The 21,425-nt window shown below is 69.7% G+C and carries 18 protein-coding genes; 2 read left to right on the top strand and 16 right to left on the bottom strand.

Annotation, left to right across the window (positions count from 1 at the left end):
• The 16 genes from MWM08_RS11040 to bchF all read right to left on the bottom strand — a co-directional run bounded on the left by MWM08_RS11040 (nucleotide 1) and on the right by bchF (nucleotide 18,689).
• Nucleotides 1–1,749 (bottom strand): magnesium chelatase subunit D, encoded by a 1,749-nt coding sequence (locus MWM08_RS11040; protein ID WP_244459493.1) that lies wholly within the window; start codon nucleotides 1,747–1,749, stop codon nucleotides 1–3.
• The gene (gene bchI, locus MWM08_RS11035; protein ID WP_255751399.1) at nucleotides 1,746–2,849 is read right to left on the bottom strand and encodes a magnesium chelatase ATPase subunit I; all 1,104 of its coding nucleotides are present in this window, start codon (nucleotides 2,847–2,849) and stop codon (nucleotides 1,746–1,748) included. The genes MWM08_RS11040 and bchI overlap by 4 nt, the downstream gene beginning before the upstream one ends.
• Nucleotides 2,849–4,060, bottom strand: a complete 1,212-nt coding sequence (gene hemA, locus MWM08_RS11030; protein WP_244459492.1) for a 5-aminolevulinate synthase — start codon at nucleotides 4,058–4,060, stop codon at nucleotides 2,849–2,851. Before hemA ends, bchI begins: the two co-directional genes overlap by 1 nt.
• A gap of 109 nt (nucleotides 4,061–4,169) precedes the next feature.
• Nucleotides 4,170–5,240, bottom strand: a complete 1,071-nt coding sequence (puhE, locus tag MWM08_RS11025; protein ID WP_244459491.1) for a putative photosynthetic complex assembly protein PuhE — start codon at nucleotides 5,238–5,240, stop codon at nucleotides 4,170–4,172.
• 14 nt (nucleotides 5,241–5,254) lie between these two features.
• Complete coding sequence (acsF, locus tag MWM08_RS11020; RefSeq protein ID WP_244459490.1) at nucleotides 5,255–6,355, bottom strand: magnesium-protoporphyrin IX monomethyl ester (oxidative) cyclase; 1,101 nt, start codon at nucleotides 6,353–6,355, stop codon at nucleotides 5,255–5,257.
• Nucleotides 6,355–6,675, bottom strand: a complete 321-nt coding sequence (locus tag MWM08_RS11015; RefSeq protein ID WP_244459489.1) for a hypothetical protein — start codon at nucleotides 6,673–6,675, stop codon at nucleotides 6,355–6,357. The genes acsF and MWM08_RS11015 overlap by 1 nt, the downstream gene beginning before the upstream one ends.
• 2 nt (nucleotides 6,676–6,677) lie before the next feature.
• Nucleotides 6,678–7,124 carry a photosynthetic complex assembly protein PuhC gene (gene puhC, locus MWM08_RS11010; protein WP_244459488.1) on the bottom strand — a complete coding sequence of 149 codons (447 nt, stop codon included), beginning with the start codon at nucleotides 7,122–7,124 and terminating at the stop codon, nucleotides 6,678–6,680.
• 23 nt (nucleotides 7,125–7,147) lie between these two features.
• Nucleotides 7,148–7,822: a photosynthetic complex putative assembly protein PuhB gene (gene puhB / locus MWM08_RS11005; protein WP_244459487.1), complete on the bottom strand. Its 675-nt coding sequence runs from the start codon at nucleotides 7,820–7,822 to the stop codon at nucleotides 7,148–7,150.
• Nucleotides 7,819–8,601 carry a photosynthetic reaction center subunit H gene (gene puhA, locus MWM08_RS11000; protein WP_244459486.1) on the bottom strand — a complete coding sequence of 261 codons (783 nt, stop codon included), beginning with the start codon at nucleotides 8,599–8,601 and terminating at the stop codon, nucleotides 7,819–7,821. Before puhA ends, puhB begins: the two co-directional genes overlap by 4 nt.
• 17 nt (nucleotides 8,602–8,618) lie before the next feature.
• Nucleotides 8,619–10,055 (bottom strand): PucC family protein, encoded by a 1,437-nt coding sequence (locus tag MWM08_RS10995; protein ID WP_244459485.1) that lies wholly within the window; start codon nucleotides 10,053–10,055, stop codon nucleotides 8,619–8,621.
• A complete protein-coding gene (bchM, locus tag MWM08_RS10990; protein ID WP_244459484.1) occupies nucleotides 10,052–10,747 on the bottom strand; it encodes a magnesium protoporphyrin IX methyltransferase in 696 nt (231 codons plus the stop codon). Before bchM ends, MWM08_RS10995 begins: the two co-directional genes overlap by 4 nt.
• A 1-nt stretch (nucleotide 10,748) precedes the next feature.
• On the bottom strand, nucleotides 10,749–11,660 hold the full coding sequence (bchL, locus tag MWM08_RS10985) for a ferredoxin:protochlorophyllide reductase (ATP-dependent) iron-sulfur ATP-binding protein (RefSeq protein ID WP_244459483.1): 912 nt from the start codon (nucleotides 11,658–11,660) through the stop codon (nucleotides 10,749–10,751).
• Nucleotides 11,657–15,307, bottom strand: a complete 3,651-nt coding sequence (locus MWM08_RS10980) for a magnesium chelatase subunit H (RefSeq protein ID WP_244459482.1) — start codon at nucleotides 15,305–15,307, stop codon at nucleotides 11,657–11,659. The genes bchL and MWM08_RS10980 overlap by 4 nt, the downstream gene beginning before the upstream one ends.
• A complete protein-coding gene (gene bchB, locus MWM08_RS10975; RefSeq protein ID WP_244459481.1) occupies nucleotides 15,279–16,802 on the bottom strand; it encodes a ferredoxin:protochlorophyllide reductase (ATP-dependent) subunit B in 1,524 nt (507 codons plus the stop codon). The genes MWM08_RS10980 and bchB overlap by 29 nt, the downstream gene beginning before the upstream one ends.
• Before the next feature lie 4 nt (nucleotides 16,803–16,806).
• Nucleotides 16,807–18,105 carry a ferredoxin:protochlorophyllide reductase (ATP-dependent) subunit N gene (locus MWM08_RS10970; protein ID WP_244459480.1) on the bottom strand — a complete coding sequence of 433 codons (1,299 nt, stop codon included), beginning with the start codon at nucleotides 18,103–18,105 and terminating at the stop codon, nucleotides 16,807–16,809.
• Complete coding sequence (gene bchF, locus MWM08_RS10965; protein ID WP_244459479.1) at nucleotides 18,105–18,689, bottom strand: 2-vinyl bacteriochlorophyllide hydratase; 585 nt, start codon at nucleotides 18,687–18,689, stop codon at nucleotides 18,105–18,107. The genes MWM08_RS10970 and bchF overlap by 1 nt, the downstream gene beginning before the upstream one ends.
• 256 nt (nucleotides 18,690–18,945) lie before the next feature.
• Here bchF and MWM08_RS10960 point away from each other — a divergent pair, with 256 nt between their 5' ends.
• Both MWM08_RS10960 and ppsR read left to right on the top strand, forming a co-directional pair.
• The gene (locus MWM08_RS10960; protein WP_244459478.1) at nucleotides 18,946–19,878 is read left to right on the top strand and encodes a cobalamin B12-binding domain-containing protein; all 933 of its coding nucleotides are present in this window, start codon (nucleotides 18,946–18,948) and stop codon (nucleotides 19,876–19,878) included.
• Between the two features lie 118 nt (nucleotides 19,879–19,996).
• Nucleotides 19,997–21,421, top strand: coding sequence for a transcriptional regulator PpsR (ppsR, locus tag MWM08_RS10955; protein ID WP_244459477.1), 1,425 nt, complete (start codon nucleotides 19,997–19,999; stop codon nucleotides 21,419–21,421).
• The last annotated feature ends 4 nt before the right edge of the window (nucleotides 21,422–21,425 follow it).

The following is a 21,425-nucleotide window of genomic DNA, read 5'->3' as shown; positions in this document are numbered from 1 at the left end:
TCAGGCCGCCGCATCGCGCACGGCGCCGGACAGGCGCGCCGCATCGGCCATGGGCAGCGGCAGGTAGCGCGCGCCCATCGCGGCCGCGAGATCCCGCGCGAAGGCTTGCGGCCGCGGCGCGGTATCGACCAACAGCGCCGGAACGCCCGCGATTCGCAGCGGCTTCGCGGCATCGAGCGCATCGGCTTCCGCCTGGGCCCGCCCGCCGGTGCCATCGCGCGCGACATTGGCGCGGCCATCGGTCAGCAACACCAGCAGCGGCGTGCGCCCGGCGCGCCGGCAGGCCTCGGCCATGCCGCGCGCTGTATCCAGTCCAGCCGCGAGCGGCGTGCCGCCCCCGCCGGGCAGACCCGCCAGCGATCGCTTCGCCCGCACCAGCGATGCGGTGGGCGGCAGCAGCACATCCGCGCCGCGCCCGCGGAAGCCGATCAACGCCACCTTGTCGCGGCGCACGTAGCAGTCGGCCAGCAGAAGTTCGACCGCTCCCTTGGCTTCCGACAGCCGGTGCATCGCGGCGGAACCGGACGCATCCACCACGAAGATCGCGGTCGTCTCCTGCGGGGCTTCGAAACGGCGCAGGCGGATATCCTCGCGCTTCACGAGCAGGCGCGGCCCGCCGGTGCGCCCGCGCCGACGGATGGGCTGCCACGGTGCTGCCGCGCGCAACGTCTCGACCAGCGCAAGCCGCGCACCAGCACGCCATTCGCCCTGGCGCGTGCCGGCCGGGCGACCGCGCAGCGGAGTGGCGTGGCGAGACCCAGCGCGACCATCCGGCGACGACCGCCGCGCTGCATCGCGCAGCCCGGCGCCGAGGCCCGCCAGCAGTCCCTCCGGCAGCACGGCGCGCGCGGCATCCAGCACCCGGTCCTCGAGCGGCGCATCGGTAGCTTCGCCCTTGGGGGCGTCCCGCGCCTCACCCTGTTCGGGCGGCGGCGGTTCCTCGGCGGGCGGGGCTTCCGGCAGGCGCGTGGCGCGCGGCGCCAGCACCAGCCGGGCCGCCAGCGCCGCATCCTCGGGCGCGACGGTGTCGCGACCGGCCAGCGCGGCGGCGGCAATGGCAGCGCGCTGCGCCAGCATCGGCGCGCGCAGCGACGCGATGCCGAGCGCGACGGCCGCACCACACAGCGCCTCGGTCACCTCATCCGGTACCTGCACGGCGTTCAGCCGGGCGCGCGCGGCCACCATGTCGGGCAAGGCGTCCGGCGCGCCAGGCGGCAGCGGTACGATGTGGAAGGCGAGGCGGTCGCACAGCGGTTGCGCCACGCCCTCATCCTCGATGCCCTCGTCCAGCGCGACCAGGCCGAAGCGCGCTGGCAGGCGCCGCGCGATACCATCGCGTTCCAACGCGACCTCATGCGCATCCATCACGGCCGCGATGCGCGCAGCCATGCCGGGCGCGGCGCGTTCCGCCATGGCGAGCAGCAGCACGCCGCCATCGGCTTCGGCGAGCACGCCACGCTCCGCGACCGGCCGCCCCGCCGCCAGGGTCGCCGTGAGGTCGAGGCCCCCCAGCAGGCGCGAATCCGGCACCGAGGCCGGCATGCGCCGCCACGCGCCACCCAGCGGCAACGCCGCGCGCAGCAGCGCAAGCCATCCATCGCGCTCGGGACCCGGTCCCGCACGCAGCACGGCGCCGCCCAAACCGACAGGATCCACCGCGAGCAGAAAGGCGGCGGCGCGCTGGTCCGCCGCCACTGCAGGGTCCGGCGCCGCGCGCGGCGGAGCGCGCCCGTCGCCGGCCTGGCTCACGGCCCGAACAACTCGCCGACGGCGCGATCGACCCGGGTGGAGGAGGACGTCTCGTCCAGCGGATTGCGGCGCAGCCTGTGACGTAGCGCGGGACTGGCCACGGCGCGCAGTTCCGCATCGCCGACGCTCGAGAGCCCCTCCAGCGCCGCATGCGCGCGTGCGGCGCGGATCAGCGTGAGCTCTCCGCGCAGCCCATCCGTGCCGAGCGCCATGCACAGCTGCGCGGCGCGTTCCAGCGCGGCATCCGGCACCTCGATGGCGGGCAGCGCGGCACGCGCGGCGAGGATACGACGGCGCAGCTTCGCCTGTTCCTTCTCCCACGCAGCACAGAAGGCGGCGTGGTCACGTTCGTAGGAATCGCGGCGGCGGATGACCTCGATGCGCGTCGGCAGGTCGGTCGGCGTGCGAACTTCGACACACAGGCCGAAGCGGTCGAGCAACTGCGGGCGGAGTTCGCCTTCCTCCGGATTGCCGGATCCCACCAGCACGAAGCGTGCGGGATGACGGATGCTGATGCCCTCGCGTTCCACCAGGTTCTCGCCGGACGCTGCGACATCAAGCAGCAGGTCGACCAGGTGATCCTCGAGCAGGTTCACCTCGTCGATGTACAGGAAGCCACGATGCGCGCGGGCCAGCAGCCCGGGTTCGAAAGCCTTTACGCCATCGGCCAGGGCGCGTTCGATGTCGAGCGCACCGGCTACGCGGTCCTCGGTGGCGCCGAGCGGCAGGTCGACCACCGGCACCGGCACCTCGATCGCGCGCAGGCGAGCCTTGCCGCGGCACGCGTCGCACAGCGCAGCGACATCGGACGGGTCGCAGCCGAAGCGGCAGCCCTCCACCGCCTTCATCGGCGGCAACAGCGCGGCGAGCGCGCGCACTGCGGTGGACTTGCCGGTCCCGCGGTCCCCCAGGACCAGTACGCCGCCGATGCTGCCATCCACCGCGGCGACCAGCAGCGCGCGGAGCATTTCCTCCTGCGCGACGATTGCCGCGAAGGGGTATGGCGCGCGTGCCGCCGGGCGCGCGCGTGGCGTCTTCGTACGGGTCGAGACGGCAGCCGCCTCCCCGCCCCGGCCGTGATCGCCGGGCAGCGAGTCCATCAAGCCGCGCGCCTCAGGCTGAACCTTGACCACACATCCTCCAGCGACGCGACCAGGTGGTCCATGTCGGCATCCGTATGCACCGGCGAGGGCGTGATGCGCAGCCGCTCCGTGCCGCGTGGCACGGTGGGGTAGTTGATCGGCTGCACATAGACGCCGTGCTCGTCGAGCAGCAGGTCCGAGATGTTCTTGCAGATGACGGGGTCGTAGACCATCACCGGCACGATGTGGCTGTCGTTCTGCAAATGGGGCACACCCACCGCGTCGAGGCGGCGGCGCAGCGTGGCGGCCCGTTCGTGCAGGCGTTCACGCTCCATGGTGCTGGCGCGCAGATGCTGGATAGCGGCGCGCGCCCCGGCGGCGACGGCCGGCGGCAACGCCGTCGAGAAGATGAAGCCGGAGGCGAAGGACCGCACGAAGTCGCACATCGCGTGGCTGCCGGCGATATAGCCGCCGATCACGCCGAACGCCTTGGCGAGTGTCCCCTCGATGACGGTCAAGCGATGCGACGCGCCGTCGCGTTCGGTGACACCGCCGCCGGTCGGCCCATAGAGGCCCACGCCATGCACTTCGTCGCAATAGGTCATGGCGCCGAACTCCTCGGCGACGTCGCAGATGTCGTGGATCGGCGCGATGTCGCCGTCCATCGAATAGACGCTCTCGAAGGCGATCAGCTTCGGCGCCTTGGGGTCGAGTTCCGACAGCACGCGGCGCAGGTCCACGACGTCGTTGTGGCGGAACAGGCGACGCTCGGCGCGGGAGTGGCGCATGCCTTCGATCATCGAGGCATGGTTCATCTCGTCGGAGATGATGACGCAGCCCGGCATCCGCGAACCCAGCGTGGACAGCGACGCCCAGTTCGACATGTAGCCGGAGTTGAACAGCAGCGCGGCTTCGGTGCCGTGCAGCGCCGCCAGTTCCTGCTCCAGCAGCACATGCGCGTGGTTGGTGCCCGAGATGTTGCGCGTCCCGCCGGCGCCGGCGCCGTAGCGGTCCAGCGCCTCGTGCATCGCGGCGAGCACCTTCGGATGCTGCCCCATGCCGAGATAGTCGTTCGAGCACCACACCGTCACCTCGCGCGCCTTGCCGGCGTCGTGGCGGATGGCGCGGGGGAATGCGCCGGCCTGGCGCTCGATGTCCGCAAAGACGCGGTAGCGGCCTTCGCGCCGAAGACCGTCAAGTTGCCCGCGGAAATAGGCTTCGTAGTTCATGGCGTCACCCCCCGGGTGCTCTGTTGCGCCTTGGTTGGCCAGCATGCGCGACGGCGCGGCGCGATGCGGTAAGAATTGTCGGTGCGGCGTGCAGATTCATTGACCTCGATCATGCCGCGGCGGGCCTCAGGCAGGCGATGAGCGCGGCGCGCAGGCGCATCAGGTCCTGCGTCGCGCCCACCGCGACCACGCGCGGCGCCGCATTGGTCGCCGGCGTGAAGGCGGCGACTTGCGCGCGCCCGCCGGTCAAGTCGAACTCGACCCAGCCGGAGGAGGAGCGCAGCGTGCCGCGCAGGCTCTCGACCGGGCCATAGGCGCCGTCCGCGACATCGCTGAGCAACCGGCCGAGCCGATCGGCGTCGCAGGGTGCAGACAGGCCGGATTCCCAGGCGGCCACGCGCGGCGCGGGTCGTCCCGACGCCTCGCGGCGGTCCATCGCCCAGCGCCACAGCCGTTCGATCGGCAGCGGCATCATCAGGAACCAGTGCTCGAGCACCGCAAGCGCGGCCAGCGTGCCAAGCAGGCTGGCGCCCGTCACCTCGAAGGGTGTCGCCCCCGCCTTCACAGCGTGGTGGAACAGCCAAGCGCAGAATAGCGTCGAGGCCATGACGGAGACGGGAAACAGCAGGTTCATCGACCGGTGGCGGAAATAGGATCCGATGTAGCGCAGATGGTCCGGCAGGAAGACTTCGCCAGTGTTCCGCGCACCCAGGAAAATGTTGAGCTTGGTCGACTGCCGCATGATCCACAGGATCATGAAGGTCCACACCGCGACCTGGTTGGCCGCCCCCCAGGACAGCGCCACCAGCATCGCCGCTGCGACGATGATGGCGAACTCGTGCCACAGGATGGCGCCGATCGCGGCCGCCACGCGTCGCGGCCCCGACAGCCCCGGCGGACAGGGCGTGCGCCGCGGGCCGGTGATCAGCCCGGTCAGGAAGGACAATTCGATCCAGCCCCAGACCGCGAGCCCGCACAGGAAGCCCAGATAGGCGCCGGTCACCGATGTGTCCTGCCCGATCGCCCAGACGCCGAACAGCGCAGCCAGCAGGAAGGCCGTGGCGAAGGCCATGGACCGGCGGAAGGTCTCCCGCCGCAGCCCATCGAGCAGCAGGATCAGCCCGGTGCTGAACCACCAGGCAAAGACCGTCACCAGTGCGGGGATGCCGATCTCGGCCATGCGCTGTCCCGCGCCTACCAGGCCGGCGCCAGCCGGGCGTCGGCCGGCAGCGCGTGCCGGCGCGGCCGCCGCAGCAGCGCACGCAGGAAGGTGGTGCCGGCCGCAATGGTCAGGCCGACACGCTTCGCCCCGCCCATCAAGCCGCCCTGCGCCTTGGCCGCGGCGATGCCCTCGCCCAGCACCCGCAGCTTTTCCATGTCACGCAGGAAGCCGGGATGGTCGATGTCGAGCGTCGCAGGGAAGACCTGGCGGCAGATCTCCTCGGTGATGCGGAACACGCGCATGTCGTAGTCGGTCGGCGTCATGCCAAGCGCCTTGTGGAATTCCGGTCGCGCGTGGTCGCGCACGTACATCGTCGCGAAGACCGCGAGCTGGAAGAAGCGGCACCACCAGACATTGACGCCGCTGACCAGCGACGGGTTGGCGCGCATCAGCAACGCGAAGGCCTCGCCGTGGCGGAACTCGTCGTTGCACCACTTCTCGAACCACTGGAAGATCGGGTGGAAACGCAGTTCGGGATGCTTCTCGAACTGGCGGAAGATGGTGATGTAGCGCGCATAGCCGATCTTCTCGCTCAGGTAGGTGGCGTAGAAGATGAACTTCGGCTGGAAGTAGTGGTACTTCTTGGCGCGCGTCAGGAACCCCAGGTCCACGCCAACGCCGATGTCCTTCAGGCTGTCGTTGATGAAGCCGGCATGGCGGCTTTCGTCGCGGGCCATCACGGAGAACAGCTCCTTGATGTCAGGGTTGGTCACGCGCTTCTTGATCTCGGCATAGAGCACGCAGCCGGAGAATTCCGCCGTGACGCTGCTCACCAGGAATTCGACCAGTTCCTTCTGCAGCCCGGGCGGGAGGGTGCTGAGGTCGAACTTGTCGAAATCCTCGTTACGGACGAAATGGCCCTTGTTCGGGTCGGCGCGGAACTCGTCCATCAGCCGGTCCCACTGCGCGCGCAGGGGCTCGACGTCCACCTTGTCCATGGCGGCGAAATCGGTGGTGTAGAAGCGCGGGCTGAGCACCGTCTCGGTCAGCGCCATGCGCGTCGCGGCGGCGGACGACCCCTGCTTGGTTCCAAGCGGCAGCGCCTCGGTGGCGTCGAGCACGAGGGCCTCCATCACGCGGCCTCCTTCGGCTCAAACCCGCAGTGGTACAGTTCGGTCAGTTCGAAGATCGCCACCCATTGCGTCCAGAACCGCGTGAGCGGGCCGGCGCGATAGACCGTGGCGCGCGTCTCGAAGGACATCTTCTCGCCGAAGGCCACGTGGTCGGGCGTGCCATGCACCACCACGCGGTCGCCGGGGCGCAGCTCCACGCCCTCGGGCACTGCATAGGCGTGGAAGCTGTCGAAGCTGCGCTCGATCTCCACCGTGCAGGGAACCTCGAATGTCGAGGGCCCACCCAGCCATCGCGGCCAGCCATTGCCATTCGTCGTCATGTTTATTTCTCCCCGGTGGGCAGCAGGCGTGCAAACGCCTCTGCCTGCGTCTGGCCAAAGGCCAGAAGATCCAGACGCCGGCCTGTGGCCGTGTCGTCCAGCGTGAGTCGCCCGTCACTCCACGAGGACAGGCGGAAAGGTGCCTCGGGACCGAGGTCGCGCAGCCTGCGGTCGCGCGCCAGGCCGCGCAGCGTCGCGCGCATGAAGCCATCCTCGCCCGGTGCGATCAGCAGCACATCGCGCCCGGTCGTGGCGTCGGTCAGCACCACCGCGCCGTCGCCGCGGTCGGCGGCGACGAAACTGCGCTCGCTGCGCAGCGCGGCGGCCGTCTCAGGCGCGCGGACCGACGGGAGCGGCGCGATGGTCAACCCCACCAGCGCAAGGATGGCGAGGCCCATGGCAATGACCGGGGCTCTGCCGAAGACATCCTGGCGCATGGTGCGGGGCATCGTGGTCGCTCCTCTGTGTCGTCTCAGGCCATCGCCTCGGCGCCGGAACGCGCCGATGCGTGCCCGGTGCCGGCGATCGGGGTCACGGGAACCGATCCCGCGGCGGCAAGCGCGCGGCCGAGCACCTGCGCCACCGCCTCGGCGTCGGGCAACGCACGCAGCATGGGCTCTGGGCGGTTGAAGCGCCAGGGCCGGCAATGCGGCCACAGCGCGATCCAGGATGCGCGTTGCTTGCCAGCGAGCCGCAGGACCACATCACCGCTGCCATCGCCCCGGCGCGACAGCGACGCGCTCTCGATCAACGCGAAAGGCAGGTTGATCGTGACCGGCAGCGCCACGCCAACCCGCATCACGATGCGACGGCTGGTGATGGTGTACACCGCGCCGCGCGCCGCCATCCAGGCATAGGCCAACAGGAAGGCTATCGGCAGCGCACCGATCAGCATCATGAGCGCGGCGGAGGCCACGGCCTCGACCGGGCTGCCGCCGGAGGTCGCGACCGAAGCACCCTGCCAGGCTGCGACCAGCGCGAAATACGCGGCGATACCACGCACATGCAGTGCCCCGCGCGCCAGGCCACGCCAGCCGGGGCGGCCCTGCCAGAGCAGGGTCTCGCCGTCCGGCAGTCGTTCCGGCAGGCCGGGCACGGGTTCGAAGCCGTGCTCGGTCACGCTCGGGCGAGCGGGGTCGGCGCTCATACCAGCGGCTCGCTGCGCTCGGGCGTCGCGTGCAGGTGACCACCGCCGAAATAGGCGGCGATCTTGTCTTCCTCGAGCAGGGTGATCTGCTCAGGGCTCTTGATGCCCGGCGCGGCGGCGAATTGCGACGCCGTCACTGACACCACGCGCACGTCGCCATCGTCGTTGATGGTCGCGAGGAACATCGGCACCAGGACGCGCCGCCCGCCGACCGCGTCGACCTCGATGTAGCGCAGCACGTATTCCGACCGGTCGGTCCACAGGTCGACCACGGTGCCGACGGTCGCGCCGTCGAGCGTCGTGACCGAGCGGCCGATCGGGTTCGGGTCCTCCTCCGCGATGTGCCAGCCCGGCGCGGCGCGCAGCGGCACGATCTTGGGCAGGTTGTCGTCATAGGCGAGATCCGGCGCGTCATGCCGCATCGCGTAGGACGCCGCGCCGAGGCCATCGCGCATCGCATCGCCCTTGGGCGTGATGGGCGTGCCGTTGTAGGGGTCCTCGACCACCAGCGCGCTGATGTCGCGCTCCGGCTGGTCGCCCTGCGTCACCGTCGCGCCCGGCGGGTAGTGCAGGCGGAACACCTTGGCCGGCGGCGTCTCGGGGAAGCCGTGGATCGTGCCGAAATTCGGCCGGTCGGACCGGTCAGGCACCAGCGGGTAGCCCTCGCGCTTGTTCTCCCGGTGCAGGTAGAAAACCAGCCCCGCGAAGAAGGCGAAGAACAGGTACAGCGACAACGCCGCGAGGTCGAGAAACACCGGGGTGGGTGGTGGCGTGGGCATGGTGGCCTCCGCTTCCTTCAGGGTCGGATGGATGCCGGATCGGCGACGCCGGTCCGGATGGGCACTGGATTCCGCAGCCGGGCCACGAGCGGTCCGACAGCGGCAATGGTCGCGAAGAGCAGCGCGATCTCGAACGCATAGACGGTGACGTATCCGGTGACCGGGCCTTCGAGCCCGGTACCCAGGAAGCCGGCTTCTGCCAGCGCGGTGACGCCGTCGCGCAGCGCGCCGCCGAAAGCGATCGCCACGCCGGCGCAGGTGGCCTGCACCGCGCCCCAGAGGCCGAGCGCAAGGCCGACACGATCCGGCGGCGCTGCGCGCATGCAGGCGGTCAGCGTCGCGTGGGCGAAGAAGCCCGCGCCGAGGCCTATCAGCGCAGTGCCCGCGGCGAACAGGAACGTCGAACCGGCCGCGCCCGCGAAAATCACCAGCGCGAAGCCGCCGATGCCGGTCAGCGCGCCATAGCCGCAGATACGATAGGGATCCCGCCCGGCCGAGAGCCAGCGTGCGGCCAGGATGAAGCCCAACACGCCTCCACCGGCCATCAGCGCTGTCAGCCCCGTGGTCGCACCCACGCCCAGGCCCAGCACCTGGCCGCCATAGGGTTCCAGCAGGACGTCCTGCATCGCAAAGCCTGCCGTCCCGAGGCCCACGGCCGCCAGGCGGCGGTTCCACGGCCCCTCGCGGCGCAGCAGATGGAAGCTCTCGATGAAGCCGGGCTCGTGCTGGCCGAGGCCGGTGGTGCGCGACGGATCGAGCGCCTCCTGCTTCCACACGGCGATGAAGTTCAGCACCAGCGTCGCCGCGGCCACGCCCTGGATCAGCTGGATCAGCCGCAGCTGGCTGAAATCCGAGAGCAACAAGCCGAAGCCGATGGCCGCGACGACCATGCCGGCCAGCAGCATCATCGACAGCAGCGCTACCACGTTCGGCTGCGCGCGTTCCGGCACCAGGTCGGTCGCGAGCGCCAGGCCCACCGTCTGCGTCGTATGCAGGCCCGCGCCAACCATCAGGAAGGCGATCGCCGTGCACACCTGGGCGACCCAGGGCGGTGCCCAGGTGTCGCCCGACAGGATCAGCAGCGCGAAGGGCATCATCGCGAGCCCGCCGAACTGGATCACGCTGCCCAGCCAGAAATACGGCACCCGCCGCCAGCCCAGCACCGACCGGTAGGTGTCCGACCGGAAGCCGATCAGCGCGCGCAGCGGCGCAAAGACCAGCGGCAGCGCCACCATCAGCGCGACCAGCCCGGCGGAGACGCCGAGCTCAACGATCATCACGCGGTTCAGCGTGCCGATCAGCAGCACCGTCGACATCCCGCACGACAGCTGGAACAGCGACAACCGGAACAGGCGCGACCAGGGCAGGTCGCCCGTATGCTCGTCGGCGAAGGGCAGAAGGTCGCGACCGACCTTCATCCATACGCGGGAGATGCGGGCGTTGAGGCCGCTCATCGCTTGAGCAACTCCATGGCCTGGGAGGTGTAGAAGCCCGACGCGATCCGCTTGCTGTGCCGAGGCGCGAAACCGGCCAGGCCGGGATCGCGTTCGATCAGCCGGCGCAGCGCGGCCTCGGCCACGGGTTCGATCGCCGGGGCGCGGTCGCCGCGCGGGAAGATCCGCCCGACGGTGTGCATCGCCGCCAGCAGCGGCGTTCGCGGGGCGAAGGTGAACAGAATCGACCCGCGCGTACGCGCCGCCAGCCCGGACAGCGCGCGCACCGCATCCGGCGCGCGGTAGTGGATCAGGCTGTCCATCGCGACAACATGGTCAAAATCGCCCAGGTAGGGGTCGAGCATGTCGCCGACCTCGAAGCGGATCTCGCCCGGCGTGCCTGCGGCGCGTTCGCGCGCCACCTGCACCAGCGAGCGCGACACATCGATCGCGACAACCGAGGCCCCCCGCTTGGCGGCCTCAACCGACAGCGCGCCCGTGCCGCAACCGGCATCGAGCAAGCGCAGCCCGCGCATGTCAGCCGGCAACCACGACAACAGCGTGGCGCGCATCGCATCACGCCCAGCGCGCACCGTTGCGCGGATGCCGGAGACCGGCGCATCCGAGGTCAGCCGCTTCCAGGTCTCCGAAGCCGTGCGATCGAAATAGGTCTCGATCTGCGTCCGCCGGGCCTGCCAGGTGCCGCTGGTCATCTCAGTCGAATCCCAGCAGGTCGAAGATGTCGCGGTCCTTGAGCGGTTCCGCCTGCAGCGGATCCACACCAGCCCACAGCAGCTCCGCGAGGCGAATGTATTCCGCCTGAACGGCCAGCATCTCGGGCGTGCCGTCCATCTCGAACAGGGTCGCCTTCTTGAGCCGCGACCGTCGGATGGCGTCGAGGTCGGGGAAATGCGCGAGCGTCCTCATCCCCGTTGCCTTGTTGAACTTTTCCACCTGGTCGGTTGCCGCGGAACGGTTGACGATCACGCCACCGAGCCGCACCGGGTAGTTCTTCGACTTCGCCTTGATGGCCGCGACGATGCGGTTCATCGCGAAGATGCTGTCGAAATCATTCGCCGCAACCACGATGCCGCGATCGGCATGCAGCAGGGGCGAGGCAAAGCCGCCGCAAACCACGTCGCCCAGCACGTCGAAGATCACCACGTCCGTCTCGTCGAGCAGGTGGTGCTCCTTCAGCAGCTTCACTGTCTGGCCGACCACGTAGCCGCCGCAGCCGGTGCCCGCCGGAGGGCCGCCCGCTTCGACGCACAGCACGCCGTTGTAGCCTTCGAAGACGAAGTCCTCGGTGCGCAGTTCCTCCGAATGGAACTCCACCGTCTCCAGCACGTCGATCACCGTCGGGATCAGGCGCTTGGTCAGCGTGAATGTGCTGTCGTGCTTGGGGTCGCAGCCGATCTGCAGCACGCGCCGGCCGATCTTGGAGAACGCCACCGCCAGGTTGGAGGATGTGGTGGACTTGCCGATGCCGCCCTTGCCGTACACGGCGAAGACCTTGGCGGTGCCGACCGCGGCCATCGCGTCCATGTGCACCTGCACGCTGCCTTCCCCGTCACCGCGACGGCTCGAGAGCGTCTGAATCGGCGGCGGGTTCATCACGACGGTCATGCAGGAACCCCTTCGGAAATGCCTTCGATACGGTCTTCGAGTTCCTCGCCCGCGCGCCTTAGCGCATCGAGGACGTCGTCGCTCGGCTGCCAGTAGCGGCGCTCATGCGCCTCCAGCAGCCGGTTCGCGATGCGCGCGGCACCGGTCGGGTTCAGCGCGGCCAGGCGATGGCGCATCGCCTCGTCGAGCATGTAGGTCTGCGCCAGGTGCTGGTAGACCCAGGGGGCGACCTGCCCCGTGGTGGCCGACCAGCCGAGCGTGTTGGTCACCTGCGCCTCGATCGTTCGCACGCCCTCGTGGCCGTGCTGCAGCAGGGGTTCGAACCACTTGGGGTTCAGCGCGCGGGTGCGGGTCTCGAGCGCGACCTGTTCGGCGACGGTGCGGATCTTGCCCTCGCCGCGCGTCTGGTCACCGACATAGACCGCGGCATCCTTGCCGCGCGCGGTGCGCACCGCGCGGCTGATGCCGCCCAGCGTGTCGAAGTAGTGGTCGACGCTGGTGATGCCCAGTTCGACGCTATCCAGGTTCTGGTACGTCGCCTCGACGGTGCCGAGCATGTGCGACAGCACTGCATCCTGCCGGGCCGGGCGGCCGCTGACGCCGTAGGCGAAGCCCTTGCGGCGCACATAGGCGTCGCCGAGTTCGTCCTCCTCCTGCCAGGAGCCCTGCTCCAGCATGAGGTTGACATTCGCGCCATAGGCACCGTCGGCGTTGCCGAAGACCCGCAGCGCCGCCTGTTCCATCGTGCCGCCATTTTGCGCGATGAAGGCCAGCGCGTGCTTGCGCACGAAGTTCATATCGGCGGGTTCGTCGGCCTCTGCCGCCATCAGCGCGGCTTCCGCCAGCAGCTTCGTCTGCATCGGCAGCAGGTCGCGGAAGATGCCCGAAAGCGTAACCACCGCATCGACACGTGGCCGGCCAAGCCGTTCCAACGGTACAAGCTGCGCACCCGCCAATCGCCCGTAGCTATCGTGCCGCGGTTCCGCGCCCATAAGCCACAGCGCCTGGGCGATCGGTCCGCCTTCGGTCTTCAGATTGTCAGTGCCCCAGAGCACGACCGCGACCGTCTCGGGCAGCGCGCCATTGTCCTCGACATGGCGTGCCAGCAGGCGCTCGGCCTGCTTTGCACCGTCCTGGACCGCGAAGGCCGAAGGGATGCGGAACGGGTCGAAGCCGTGCAGGTTGCGCCCGGTCGGCAGCACATCGGTATTGCGCAACAGATCGCCGCCAGGTGCGGGGCGGGTATAGCCGCCATCCAGCGCATGCAGGATCGCCGGCGTCTCGTGGTCCTGGGCGAGCAGCGCGTCCAGTTCGGCGCGCTTCGCCGGGTCCGTGACGCCGGCCGCGTCGAGCATCTGCGCCCGCGCCTCGGGTCCCGGGGGTTCGCCGATGATGTGCAGGCCCTGCGGGATCAGCTCATATTCCAGTTCGAGCAGCGCCGCGCTCAGCTTCAGGATCTCCGCGGGCGCGGTATCGCCCCAGACCGGTTCAGGGGTCGCGAGATCGACCTGCGATGCCTGCGCCTGGATCAACCCGGCAAGCGCGGCGCGCGTGCCGTGGTCGGTATCCGGCGCCAGGTTGCGCCAGCGATCGAGCGACGCCTTCAGGTCGAGCAGCCCGCGATACAGCCCGGCATGCGCCACCGGCGGCGTGAGGTAGGAGATCAACGTGGCCGCCGCACGACGCTTGGCCAAAGCGCCTTCCGACGGATTGTTCGACGCATAGAGGTTCAGGTTCGGCAGGTCCGCGATCAGCCTATCCGGCCAGCATTCGCCCGACACACCCGTCTGCTTGCCCGGCATGAATTCCAACGCGCCATGCATGCCGTAGTGCAGCACCGCATGCGCGCCGAAATCCTCGCGCATCCAGCGGTAGAAGGCGGAGAAGGCATGCGTTGGCGCGAAGTCGCGCTCGAACAGCAGGCGCATCGGGTCGCCTTCCCAGCCGAAATTCGGCTGGATGCCGATGAACACGTTGCCCAGACGCAGCCCGTAGATCAGCAGCGAAGACCCATCGGTCTGCACACGGCCAGGCGCCGGGCCCCAGGTCTTCTCGATCTCGGCGAGGTGCGGCTCGCGGCGCACGTGATCGTCGGCCGTGACCAGCGCCTCGACATTGCAGGGCGCGCCGTAGCGCGCGGCATTGCCTTCCAGCACGACCTTGCGCAGTGCCTCGACGCTCTCAGGCACATCGACCGTGTAGCCACCGGCCTTCATGGCCTTCAGCGTCCGGAACAGCGATTCGAACACCGACAGGTAGGCCGCGGTACCGGTCGCCCCGGCATTGGGCGGGAAGTTGAACAGCACGATGGCGACACGCTTGGCCGCGCGTTCGGTGCGCCGCAGCGCCACCAGCTTCGCCACGCGTGCCGCCAGCATCGCCACGCGTTCGCGGTGCGGCACCATGTCGGAGGCGCAGGACACGCCGTCGCACCCCTCGCAGGGCTTGCCCGACCCGCGCGCACCGCAGCGCCCGCCGAAGGTGATCGGCGCGATGGCACCGTCGAGTTCCGGGATCGCCACCATCATGGTGGCCTCGACCGGCGTCAGGCCGCGGGCGTCGCCCTGCCACTGCGCCAGCGTCTGGAATTCCAGCGGATGCGCCGCCAGGTAGGGAACATCCAGACGCGAGAGCATGTCCTCGGCCGCGCGGGCATCGTTGTAAGCAGGCCCACCGACCAGCGAGAAGCCGGTCAGCGATACCACCGCATCCACCGTGGCGCGCCCGTCGCGCAGGAAGAACTGTTCGATCGCCGGGCGCTGGTCGAGCCCGGACGCGAAGGCCGGCACCACCTTCAGCCCCTTCGCCTCGATCGCAGCGATCACGCCGTCATAATGCGCGGCGTTTTCGGCCAGCAGGTAGGACCGCATGACCAGCAGCCCCACCGTGCCTGCATGGCCTTCGCGCGGCAGGGAATCGAGGCGCTCAACGATGCGTCCCTTCGCCCGCGGATGGTACAGCCCGACATCGGGGTATTGCACCGGGGCGGCCACCTTCAGCGACCCGGCCAACTTCGCGCGCGGCCCTGCAGCGTAGCGGTTCACCAGCAGCCGCACCATGTTGCCGAGGTTCTCCTCGGTGCCCGCCAGCCAGTACTGCAGCCCCAGGAAATACGCGCGCACGTCCTGCGCCGTGCCGGGAATGAAGCGCAGCAGCTTGGGCAATTCGCGCAACATGCGCATCTGCCCTGCGCCGGACGACGCACTGCCCTTCCCCTTCGACCCGCGCAGTCGCTTGAGCAGCCCGAGAATTCCGCGCGCCTCGGCCGACATGTCGAAACGGCCGAGCCTGGTCAGCTTCACCACCTCGCCCGCCGACAGGCAGCACAGCATCGCGTCGCAATCCGCGCGGCGCGCCTGCAGCGCCGGCAGCACGGCGCGGATGTGTTCGTCGAGGAACAGCATGGTCGCGACGATGATGTCGCCCTGCGCGATATCGGCCTTGCAGGCCGCGAGCGCGACCTCGTCGCTCGCCCAGTCCTCGGCGGCGTGCACCACGAAGCGAAGACCCGGGATCTCGCGCTTCAGCACCAGCGCCGCACGGTCCGCCGCGCGCGCCAGGTGGCTGTCCATCGTGACCAGCACGACGCGGACGGTCGCGCCCTGCGCGGGCGCGGCCTCAGCGGGAGTAGTGCGCTTTGGCATCATACAGCGTCTCGATCGTGATGGTGGCGAGGCCACGTTCCAGGGCGAATTTCTCGGTGTTGCGGCGCGCCTTCCCGCGCACGAAGAACGGGATCTTCTTCAACTCGCTCTCGGCCTCCGCCGCCCAGGTGGCGGGACCGGCGGCAACCGGTTCTGGCGGCGCCTCGCGCACGGGCGCATGGCCCAGATGCGAGGGCGCAGCGCCGTCGGCGAATTCAAAATCCTCGCGGAACATGCCCAGCAGGTGTTCCTCGAGCCCCATCATCAGCGGATGGACCCAGGTATCGAAGATGACGTTCGCACCCTCAAACCCCATCTGGGGCGAGTAGCGCGCCGGGAAGTCCTGCACATGCACGGGTGCGGAAATGACGGCGCAGGGTACGCCGAGCCGCTTGGCGATGTGGCGTTCCATCTGCGTGCCCAGCACCAATTCGGGGCGCAGCGCGGCGATCGCTTCCTCGACCTTCAGGTAATCGTCGGTGATCAGCGCCTCGATGCCATGGGCCTTCGCGGCCTCGCGCACCTCGCGCGCATATTCGCGGGTGTAGGTTCCGAGCCCGACCACGACGAAGCCCAGTTCCTCGGCCGCAATGCGTGCCGCGGCCACGGCGTGGGTGGCGTCGCCGAAGATGAAAACGCGCTTGCCGGTGAGGTAGGTGCTGTCGACCGAACGCGAATACCACGGCAGACGAGACGCCTCCTCCGCCAGCATCGCCGTGGCGTCGATGCCAACGAGCGCCGCCACTTCGGCGATGAAGTCACGAGTCGCACCCACGCCGACCGGCACGGTCTTGGTTGCCGGAATGCCGTGCTGGCGCTGCAGGAAGGCGGCAGCCGTGCCGGCGGTCTCAGGATACAGCACGACGTTCACGTCGGCCTCGCCGAGTCGTGCCAGATCCGCCGGCGTCGCACCCATCGGCGCGACCACGTTCACATCGATCCCGAGCCGCCCCAGCAGGCGCGTCACTTCCACCACGTCGTCGCGGTGCCGGAAGCCGAGCGCCGTCGGCCCCAGGATGTTCGCGCTCGGGCGCGATCCTTCGGCGCGCGCCACGCGCGGCCCGGCGCAGGCGCGCACCAGGCGGTAGAAGGTCTCCGCCGCGCCCCAGTTTTCCTTCTTCTGGTAGGATGGCAGCTCGAGCGCCACGACCGGGACCGGCAGCCCCAGCGTCTTGGCCAGGCCACCCGGATCGTCCTGGATCAGTTCCGCCGTGCAGGACGCACCGACCAGCATCGCCTGCGGCTTGAAGCGCGCATAGGCATCGCGGGCCGCTTCCATGAACAGTTCCGCGGTGTCGCCGCCTAGGTCACGCGCCTGGAAGGAAGTGTAGGTCACCGGCGGCCGCTTGCTGCGCCGCTCGATCATCGTGAACAGGAGGTCGGCATAGGTATCGCCCTGCGGGGCGTGCAACACGTAGTGGACGCCCTCCATGGCGGTGGCGATTCGCATCGCCCCCACATGCGGCGGCCCTTCGTAGGTCCAGACGGCCAGCTCCACGGCGCTACACCATCAGCCTGGCGCGGCGCACCAGCGGCCGCGCGAACAATTCCGCCAGATCACCGGCCTGCTCGAAGCCCTGGATGGGCGTGAAAACAAGCTCGATGGCCCACTTCGTCGTCAGACCCTCGGCCTCCAGCGGATTCGCGAGGCCAAGGCCGCAGACCGTGATGTCCGGCCGCGCCGCGCGGCAGCGGTCAAGCTGCCGGTCGACATGCTGCCCTTCGGACAGAGTGATGCCCCCGGGCAGCATCGCCAGTTCCTCCGCCAGATGCTGGCGGTGCAGGTAGGGCGTGCCGACTTCCGTCAGCGTCATGCCGCATTCGCGCGACAGAAAGCGCGCCAGCGGGATTTCGAGCTGCGAGTCGGGGAAGAAAAAGATCGACTTGCCGGCCAGGCGTTCGGCGCGCTGCGCGAGCGCGGCACGGGCACGTGCCTGGCCAGGCGCCACCACCGCGTCGAACTTCGTGGCATCCACACCCCATTCGCGCGCGGCGGCGCGCAGCCATTCCGTGGTGCCCTCGGCCCCAAGCGGAAAGGGTGCGGCGAGTCGCTGCGCACCGCGGCCTTCGAGCAGCCTGGCCGTCTCGGCCAGGAACGGCTGCGCGAGCAGGTATCGCGTGCCCGGCCCGACCGCCGGCAGCTCTGCCGCGCGACGCGACGGCAGGAACCGCACCGGCCCGACGCCGAGTGCGGCAAAGAGCCGCAGGAACTGGTCCTCGACCACCTCGGCCAGGGCGCCCACCACCAGCAGCGACCGGGCGGAGCCGGGCTCGGCCGGCATCTCGGGCACCAGCGCCGCGAGGCAGGCATCCTCGCCCTGGGTGAAGGTCGTCTCGATGCCGCTGCCGGAGTAGTTCAGCACGCGCACCGCCGGGCTGAACTGCTTCGACAGCCGCTGCGCCGCACGCGACAGATCGAGCTTGATGACCTCCGACGGGCAGGATCCCACCAGGAACAGCATGCGGATGTCGGGCCGGCGTTCGATCAGCCGCGTCACCACGCGGTCGAGCTCGTCATTGGCATCCGACATGCCCGCCAGATCGCGCTCGTCTATGATGGCGGTGGCGAAGCGGGGCTCGGCGAAGATCATCACGCCGGCAGCCGATTGCAGCAGATGCGCGCAGGTGCGGCTGCCCACCACCAGGAAGAAGGCGTCCTGGATCTTGCGGTGCAGCCAGATGATCCCGGTCAGCCCGCAGAAGACCTCGCGCTGGCCGCGTTCGCGCAGCACCGGGACGTCGCCGCAGCCCGCCGCCGCGGCAGGACCGCTGCTTGCAGGGCTGCCGGCTAGGCCATCCATCAGGCGGCTCCCGCCGCCGCGCCGTGGTCGTCGCGCCAGCGGCCTTCGTCGCGCCGCGCCGCGCGCAGCTTCAGCAGGAACTGCGCAGCGTTGAATACATAGGCAGCGTAGGCGGCGAGAGCGAGCATCATCTGCGCCCGTCCGTCACCGATGCCCGCCACCACCACGCCCAGATAGGCGGTGTGCAGCGCGAGGACGAGCATGCTGAACACGTCCTCCCAGTAGAAGGCCGGCGCAAACAGGTAGCGCCCGAACACGCGCTTCTCCCAGATGCAGCCCGTCACCATGATGAGGTAGAGCAGGCCCGTCTTCGCGACGACCGACCAGGTCGCCGCCGACAGCCCTTCGCCCGTCAGCAGGTAGCGCGCGACCAGGCCCAGGCTGACCAGGAAAACTGCGAACTGAACCGGCGCCAGCACGCCCTGCACCACCGTCCAGGGCGAGCTATCGCGGCGCACCCGCTCCTCGGCCGTGTAGAGCGGGCGTGACGCTGCTGCAGCGCGTCGGCCGCGCCCGCAGGACGCCCCCCAGGGCGAGCAATCGAGCGCATCGAGAAGCCCGCCACTGCGCCTAGAACCTTGCATTGCTTGACATCCCCTTGCACGCGTCGTCGCCTACCGGCTTGGCCACGACCCACCCGCACAGGGCGGGGTGGGCGGTCAGGGAGGTCCGAAGCCTTGCGTGTCGTTCCCGACAAACTGTCATCAGCCCCTCCCGTTCCCAGTGCTGCTGGTTGATCGAAGGCTAGGGGGGGCTGCTGCAGAGTGTCAAGCGAGATTGACGTATTGATCGCTTGACAGTCTGGGGCACGAGGCATCTAGTCAGCGACAGGAGATGTCGATGGTGGGCAAGCCCATGCCGGGCCAGGAGCGCGATACCGAGGCCGAGCAGCCCGGGCAGGACAATGGTTCGGCGCTCGACCAGGCGCGCGACCGGCGTCCCGTGGCCGCACCGCGTCAGGCGCCGGCCAGCGGAGCGGCCCGTCGTCGCCGCAACCGTGTTGCCGCTCTCGCGCGCACGCTGGAGACCGACATCATCCCGCGCCTGGTGCTCGCGTACCGCACGACAGTCACCGCCGCCTACATCGACTCGGGCCCGGGCGGTGCGCCTGGACCGGACGACGTCAGCGCACTGACCAGCCTGGCCATTCAGGCCGATCTGCCCGGCGCGCTCTCCTACCTCGAAGGACTGCGCGCACGCGGCATGTCGCTCGAACGGATCTACCTCGACCTGCTCTCGCCCGTGGCGCGCCGTCTCGGCGTGATGTGGGAGGAGGATGAATGCGACTTCACCACCGTGACCATCGGCCTGTCGTGCCTGCACCAGGTGGTGCGCGAATACAGCCCCGCCTTCACCTTGCGCGCCAAGCGCGCCGAACCGGACCGCCGCGTGCTGCTGGCCCCGGCGCCGGGGGAACAGCACAGCTTCGGCATCCTGGTGGTCGAGCAGTTCTTCCGCGGCGCCGGCTGGGATGTCTGGTCGGGGGCCGGCGTCGACCGTGCCGAGATCCTTGAGGCCGCGCAGCGCGTGTGGTTCGGCGTCGCCGGCTTCTCGCTCGCCTGCGAGGACCATCTCGGCGACCTCGCGATGCTGATCCGCGACGTGCGGCGCGCGTCGCGCAATGCCGGCGTCGGGATCCTGGTGGGCGGGCCGCTTTTCGTCGATCGGCCGGACCTGGTCGCCCTGGTGGGCGCAGACGCGACAGCGGCCGACGGCCGCCAGGCGACGCTGCAGGCCGAGACGATGCTGGCACTGCTGGGGCGCGGCGCATGACCGCCGCCGGCTGGCCCAATAACAGATTTGCGCGCGTCAGGCGCGGCCTATGCCCTGACCGAACGCCCTTCCTGAACGTTGTGGGGAACAGGCACAGCAAGCAAAGGCGGTACAGTCCGTGAAGGCCTTCAGCACCCCCCGCAAGTCGCTCGGCGACTTGGATGCGGACGCGGCCGCTGCGCTGATCAGCGCAGCAGCAGATATCGCCCTCATTCTCGACGAGCGCGGCATCATCCGCGACGTCGCCTTCAGCAACGCCGAGCTGTCGCGCGAATTCGCCTCGCACGGCAACTGGCTCGGCCAGCCCTGGATCGACACGGTCGCCAAGGACAGCCGTCCCAAGGTCGAGGAAATCACACGCCGGGGCGCCGCCACCGATGCCGGGCGCTGGCGCCACGTGAACCAGGTCGCCGGCGATGGCGCCTCGGTGCCGATCCTCTATTCCGCCGCGCCGGTGGGCAAGGCGGGGCGCATCGTGGTGTTCGGACGCGACCTGCGGCCTGTCTCGCGCCTGCAACAGCGCCTGGTCGAGGTGCAGCAGTCGATGGAGCGGGACTATTCCCGACTGCGCCAGGCCGAGACGCGGTATCGCCTGCTGTTCCAGATGTCGCCCGACCCCGTGCTGGTGCTGGACGGCACGACACTGCGCGTGACAGAGGCGAATCCCGCCGCGCTGCGCCTGTTCGGCAAGAACGACAGGCGTGCCGTGGGCCGCACGATCGGCGAGGCCTTCGCCGCGGAGTCGCGCTCGGGCGTGCAGGCGCTGCTGGCCTCCGTGCGCGCGGCTGGACGCGCGGACGATGTTCAGGCGCGCCTCGCCGAGGGCGGCAGCGACGTCACCGTCTCCGCCTCGACCTTCCGCCAGGAAGGGACGCTGCTGTTCCTGGTACGCATCGCCCTGCCCGACCAGGCGGTCGTCTCGCTGCCGCCGGTCAAGACCAAAATGCTGAAGCTGATCGAAGGCGCGCCCGATGCCTTCGTCGTCGCCGGGTCGGATGGCCGCGTCATCACGGCCAACGCCGCCTTCCTTGAGATGATCGAGGTCCCGGGCGAGGACCAGGCGCGTGGCGAACCCCTCGAACGCTGGCTCGGCAACCAGGATGTCGAAGCCGAAGTGCTGTTCGGCCACCTGCGCAACCGCGGCACGGTGCGGCTATATTCCTCCGTTCTGCGCGGCGAACACGGCGCGCGCACCGAGGTCGAGATCTCCGCCGTCACGGTGATGAACGGCGGCAAGCCAGTCTTCGGCTTCACCATGCGCGATGTCGGCCCGCGGGTGCGCGCACCGGTCCCGACCGGCGCGCGGCCGACCCGTTCGGTCGAACAACTCACCGAACTGATCGGCCGCGTGCCGCTCAAGGACCTGGTGCGCGAGGCGACCGACGCGATCGAACGGCTCTGCATCGAAGCGGCGCTGGAGCTGTCCGGCGACAACCGCGCCTCGGCAGCCGAGATGCTCGGTCTGTCGCGGCAGTCCCTGTATGTGAAGCTCCGCCGCTATGGCCTCGGCGACCTCGGCGCCGAGCCGGGCGAGCAGCTTTAGGGCG

The sequence above is a fragment of the Roseomonas fluvialis genome (assembly GCF_022846615.1).
In the GTDB taxonomy this organism is placed as follows: domain Bacteria; phylum Pseudomonadota; class Alphaproteobacteria; order Acetobacterales; family Acetobacteraceae; genus Neoroseomonas; species Neoroseomonas fluvialis.
This window is presented reverse-complemented; position numbering and strand designations above follow the sequence as displayed.

Excerpts from the sequence above, each read along its gene's own strand:
- bchI (WP_255751399.1), bottom strand. The coding sequence starts at position 2,849 with ATGGACTCGCTGCCCGGCGATCACGGCCGGGGCGGGGAGGCGGCTGCC.
- hemA (WP_244459492.1), bottom strand. The coding sequence starts at position 4,060 with ATGAACTACGAAGCCTATTTCCGCGGGCAACTTGACGGTCTTCGGCGC.
- puhE (WP_244459491.1), bottom strand. The coding sequence starts at position 5,240 with ATGGCCGAGATCGGCATCCCCGCACTGGTGACGGTCTTTGCCTGGTGG.
- acsF (WP_244459490.1), bottom strand. The coding sequence starts at position 6,355 with ATGGAGGCCCTCGTGCTCGACGCCACCGAGGCGCTGCCGCTTGGAACC.
- MWM08_RS11015 (WP_244459489.1), bottom strand. The coding sequence starts at position 6,675 with ATGACGACGAATGGCAATGGCTGGCCGCGATGGCTGGGTGGGCCCTCG.
- puhC (WP_244459488.1), bottom strand. The coding sequence starts at position 7,124 with ATGCCCCGCACCATGCGCCAGGATGTCTTCGGCAGAGCCCCGGTCATT.
- puhB (WP_244459487.1), bottom strand. The coding sequence starts at position 7,822 with ATGAGCGCCGACCCCGCTCGCCCGAGCGTGACCGAGCACGGCTTCGAA.
- puhA (WP_244459486.1), bottom strand. The coding sequence starts at position 8,601 with ATGCCCACGCCACCACCCACCCCGGTGTTTCTCGACCTCGCGGCGTTG.
- MWM08_RS10995 (WP_244459485.1), bottom strand. The coding sequence starts at position 10,055 with ATGAGCGGCCTCAACGCCCGCATCTCCCGCGTATGGATGAAGGTCGGT.
- bchM (WP_244459484.1), bottom strand. The coding sequence starts at position 10,747 with ATGACCAGCGGCACCTGGCAGGCCCGGCGGACGCAGATCGAGACCTAT.
- bchL (WP_244459483.1), bottom strand. The coding sequence starts at position 11,660 with ATGACCGTCGTGATGAACCCGCCGCCGATTCAGACGCTCTCGAGCCGT.
- MWM08_RS10980 (WP_244459482.1), bottom strand. The coding sequence starts at position 15,307 with ATGATGCCAAAGCGCACTACTCCCGCTGAGGCCGCGCCCGCGCAGGGC.
- MWM08_RS10970 (WP_244459480.1), bottom strand. The coding sequence starts at position 18,105 with ATGGATGGCCTAGCCGGCAGCCCTGCAAGCAGCGGTCCTGCCGCGGCG.
- bchF (WP_244459479.1), bottom strand. The coding sequence starts at position 18,689 with ATGCAAGGTTCTAGGCGCAGTGGCGGGCTTCTCGATGCGCTCGATTGC.
- MWM08_RS10960 (WP_244459478.1), top strand. The coding sequence starts at position 18,946 with ATGGTGGGCAAGCCCATGCCGGGCCAGGAGCGCGATACCGAGGCCGAG.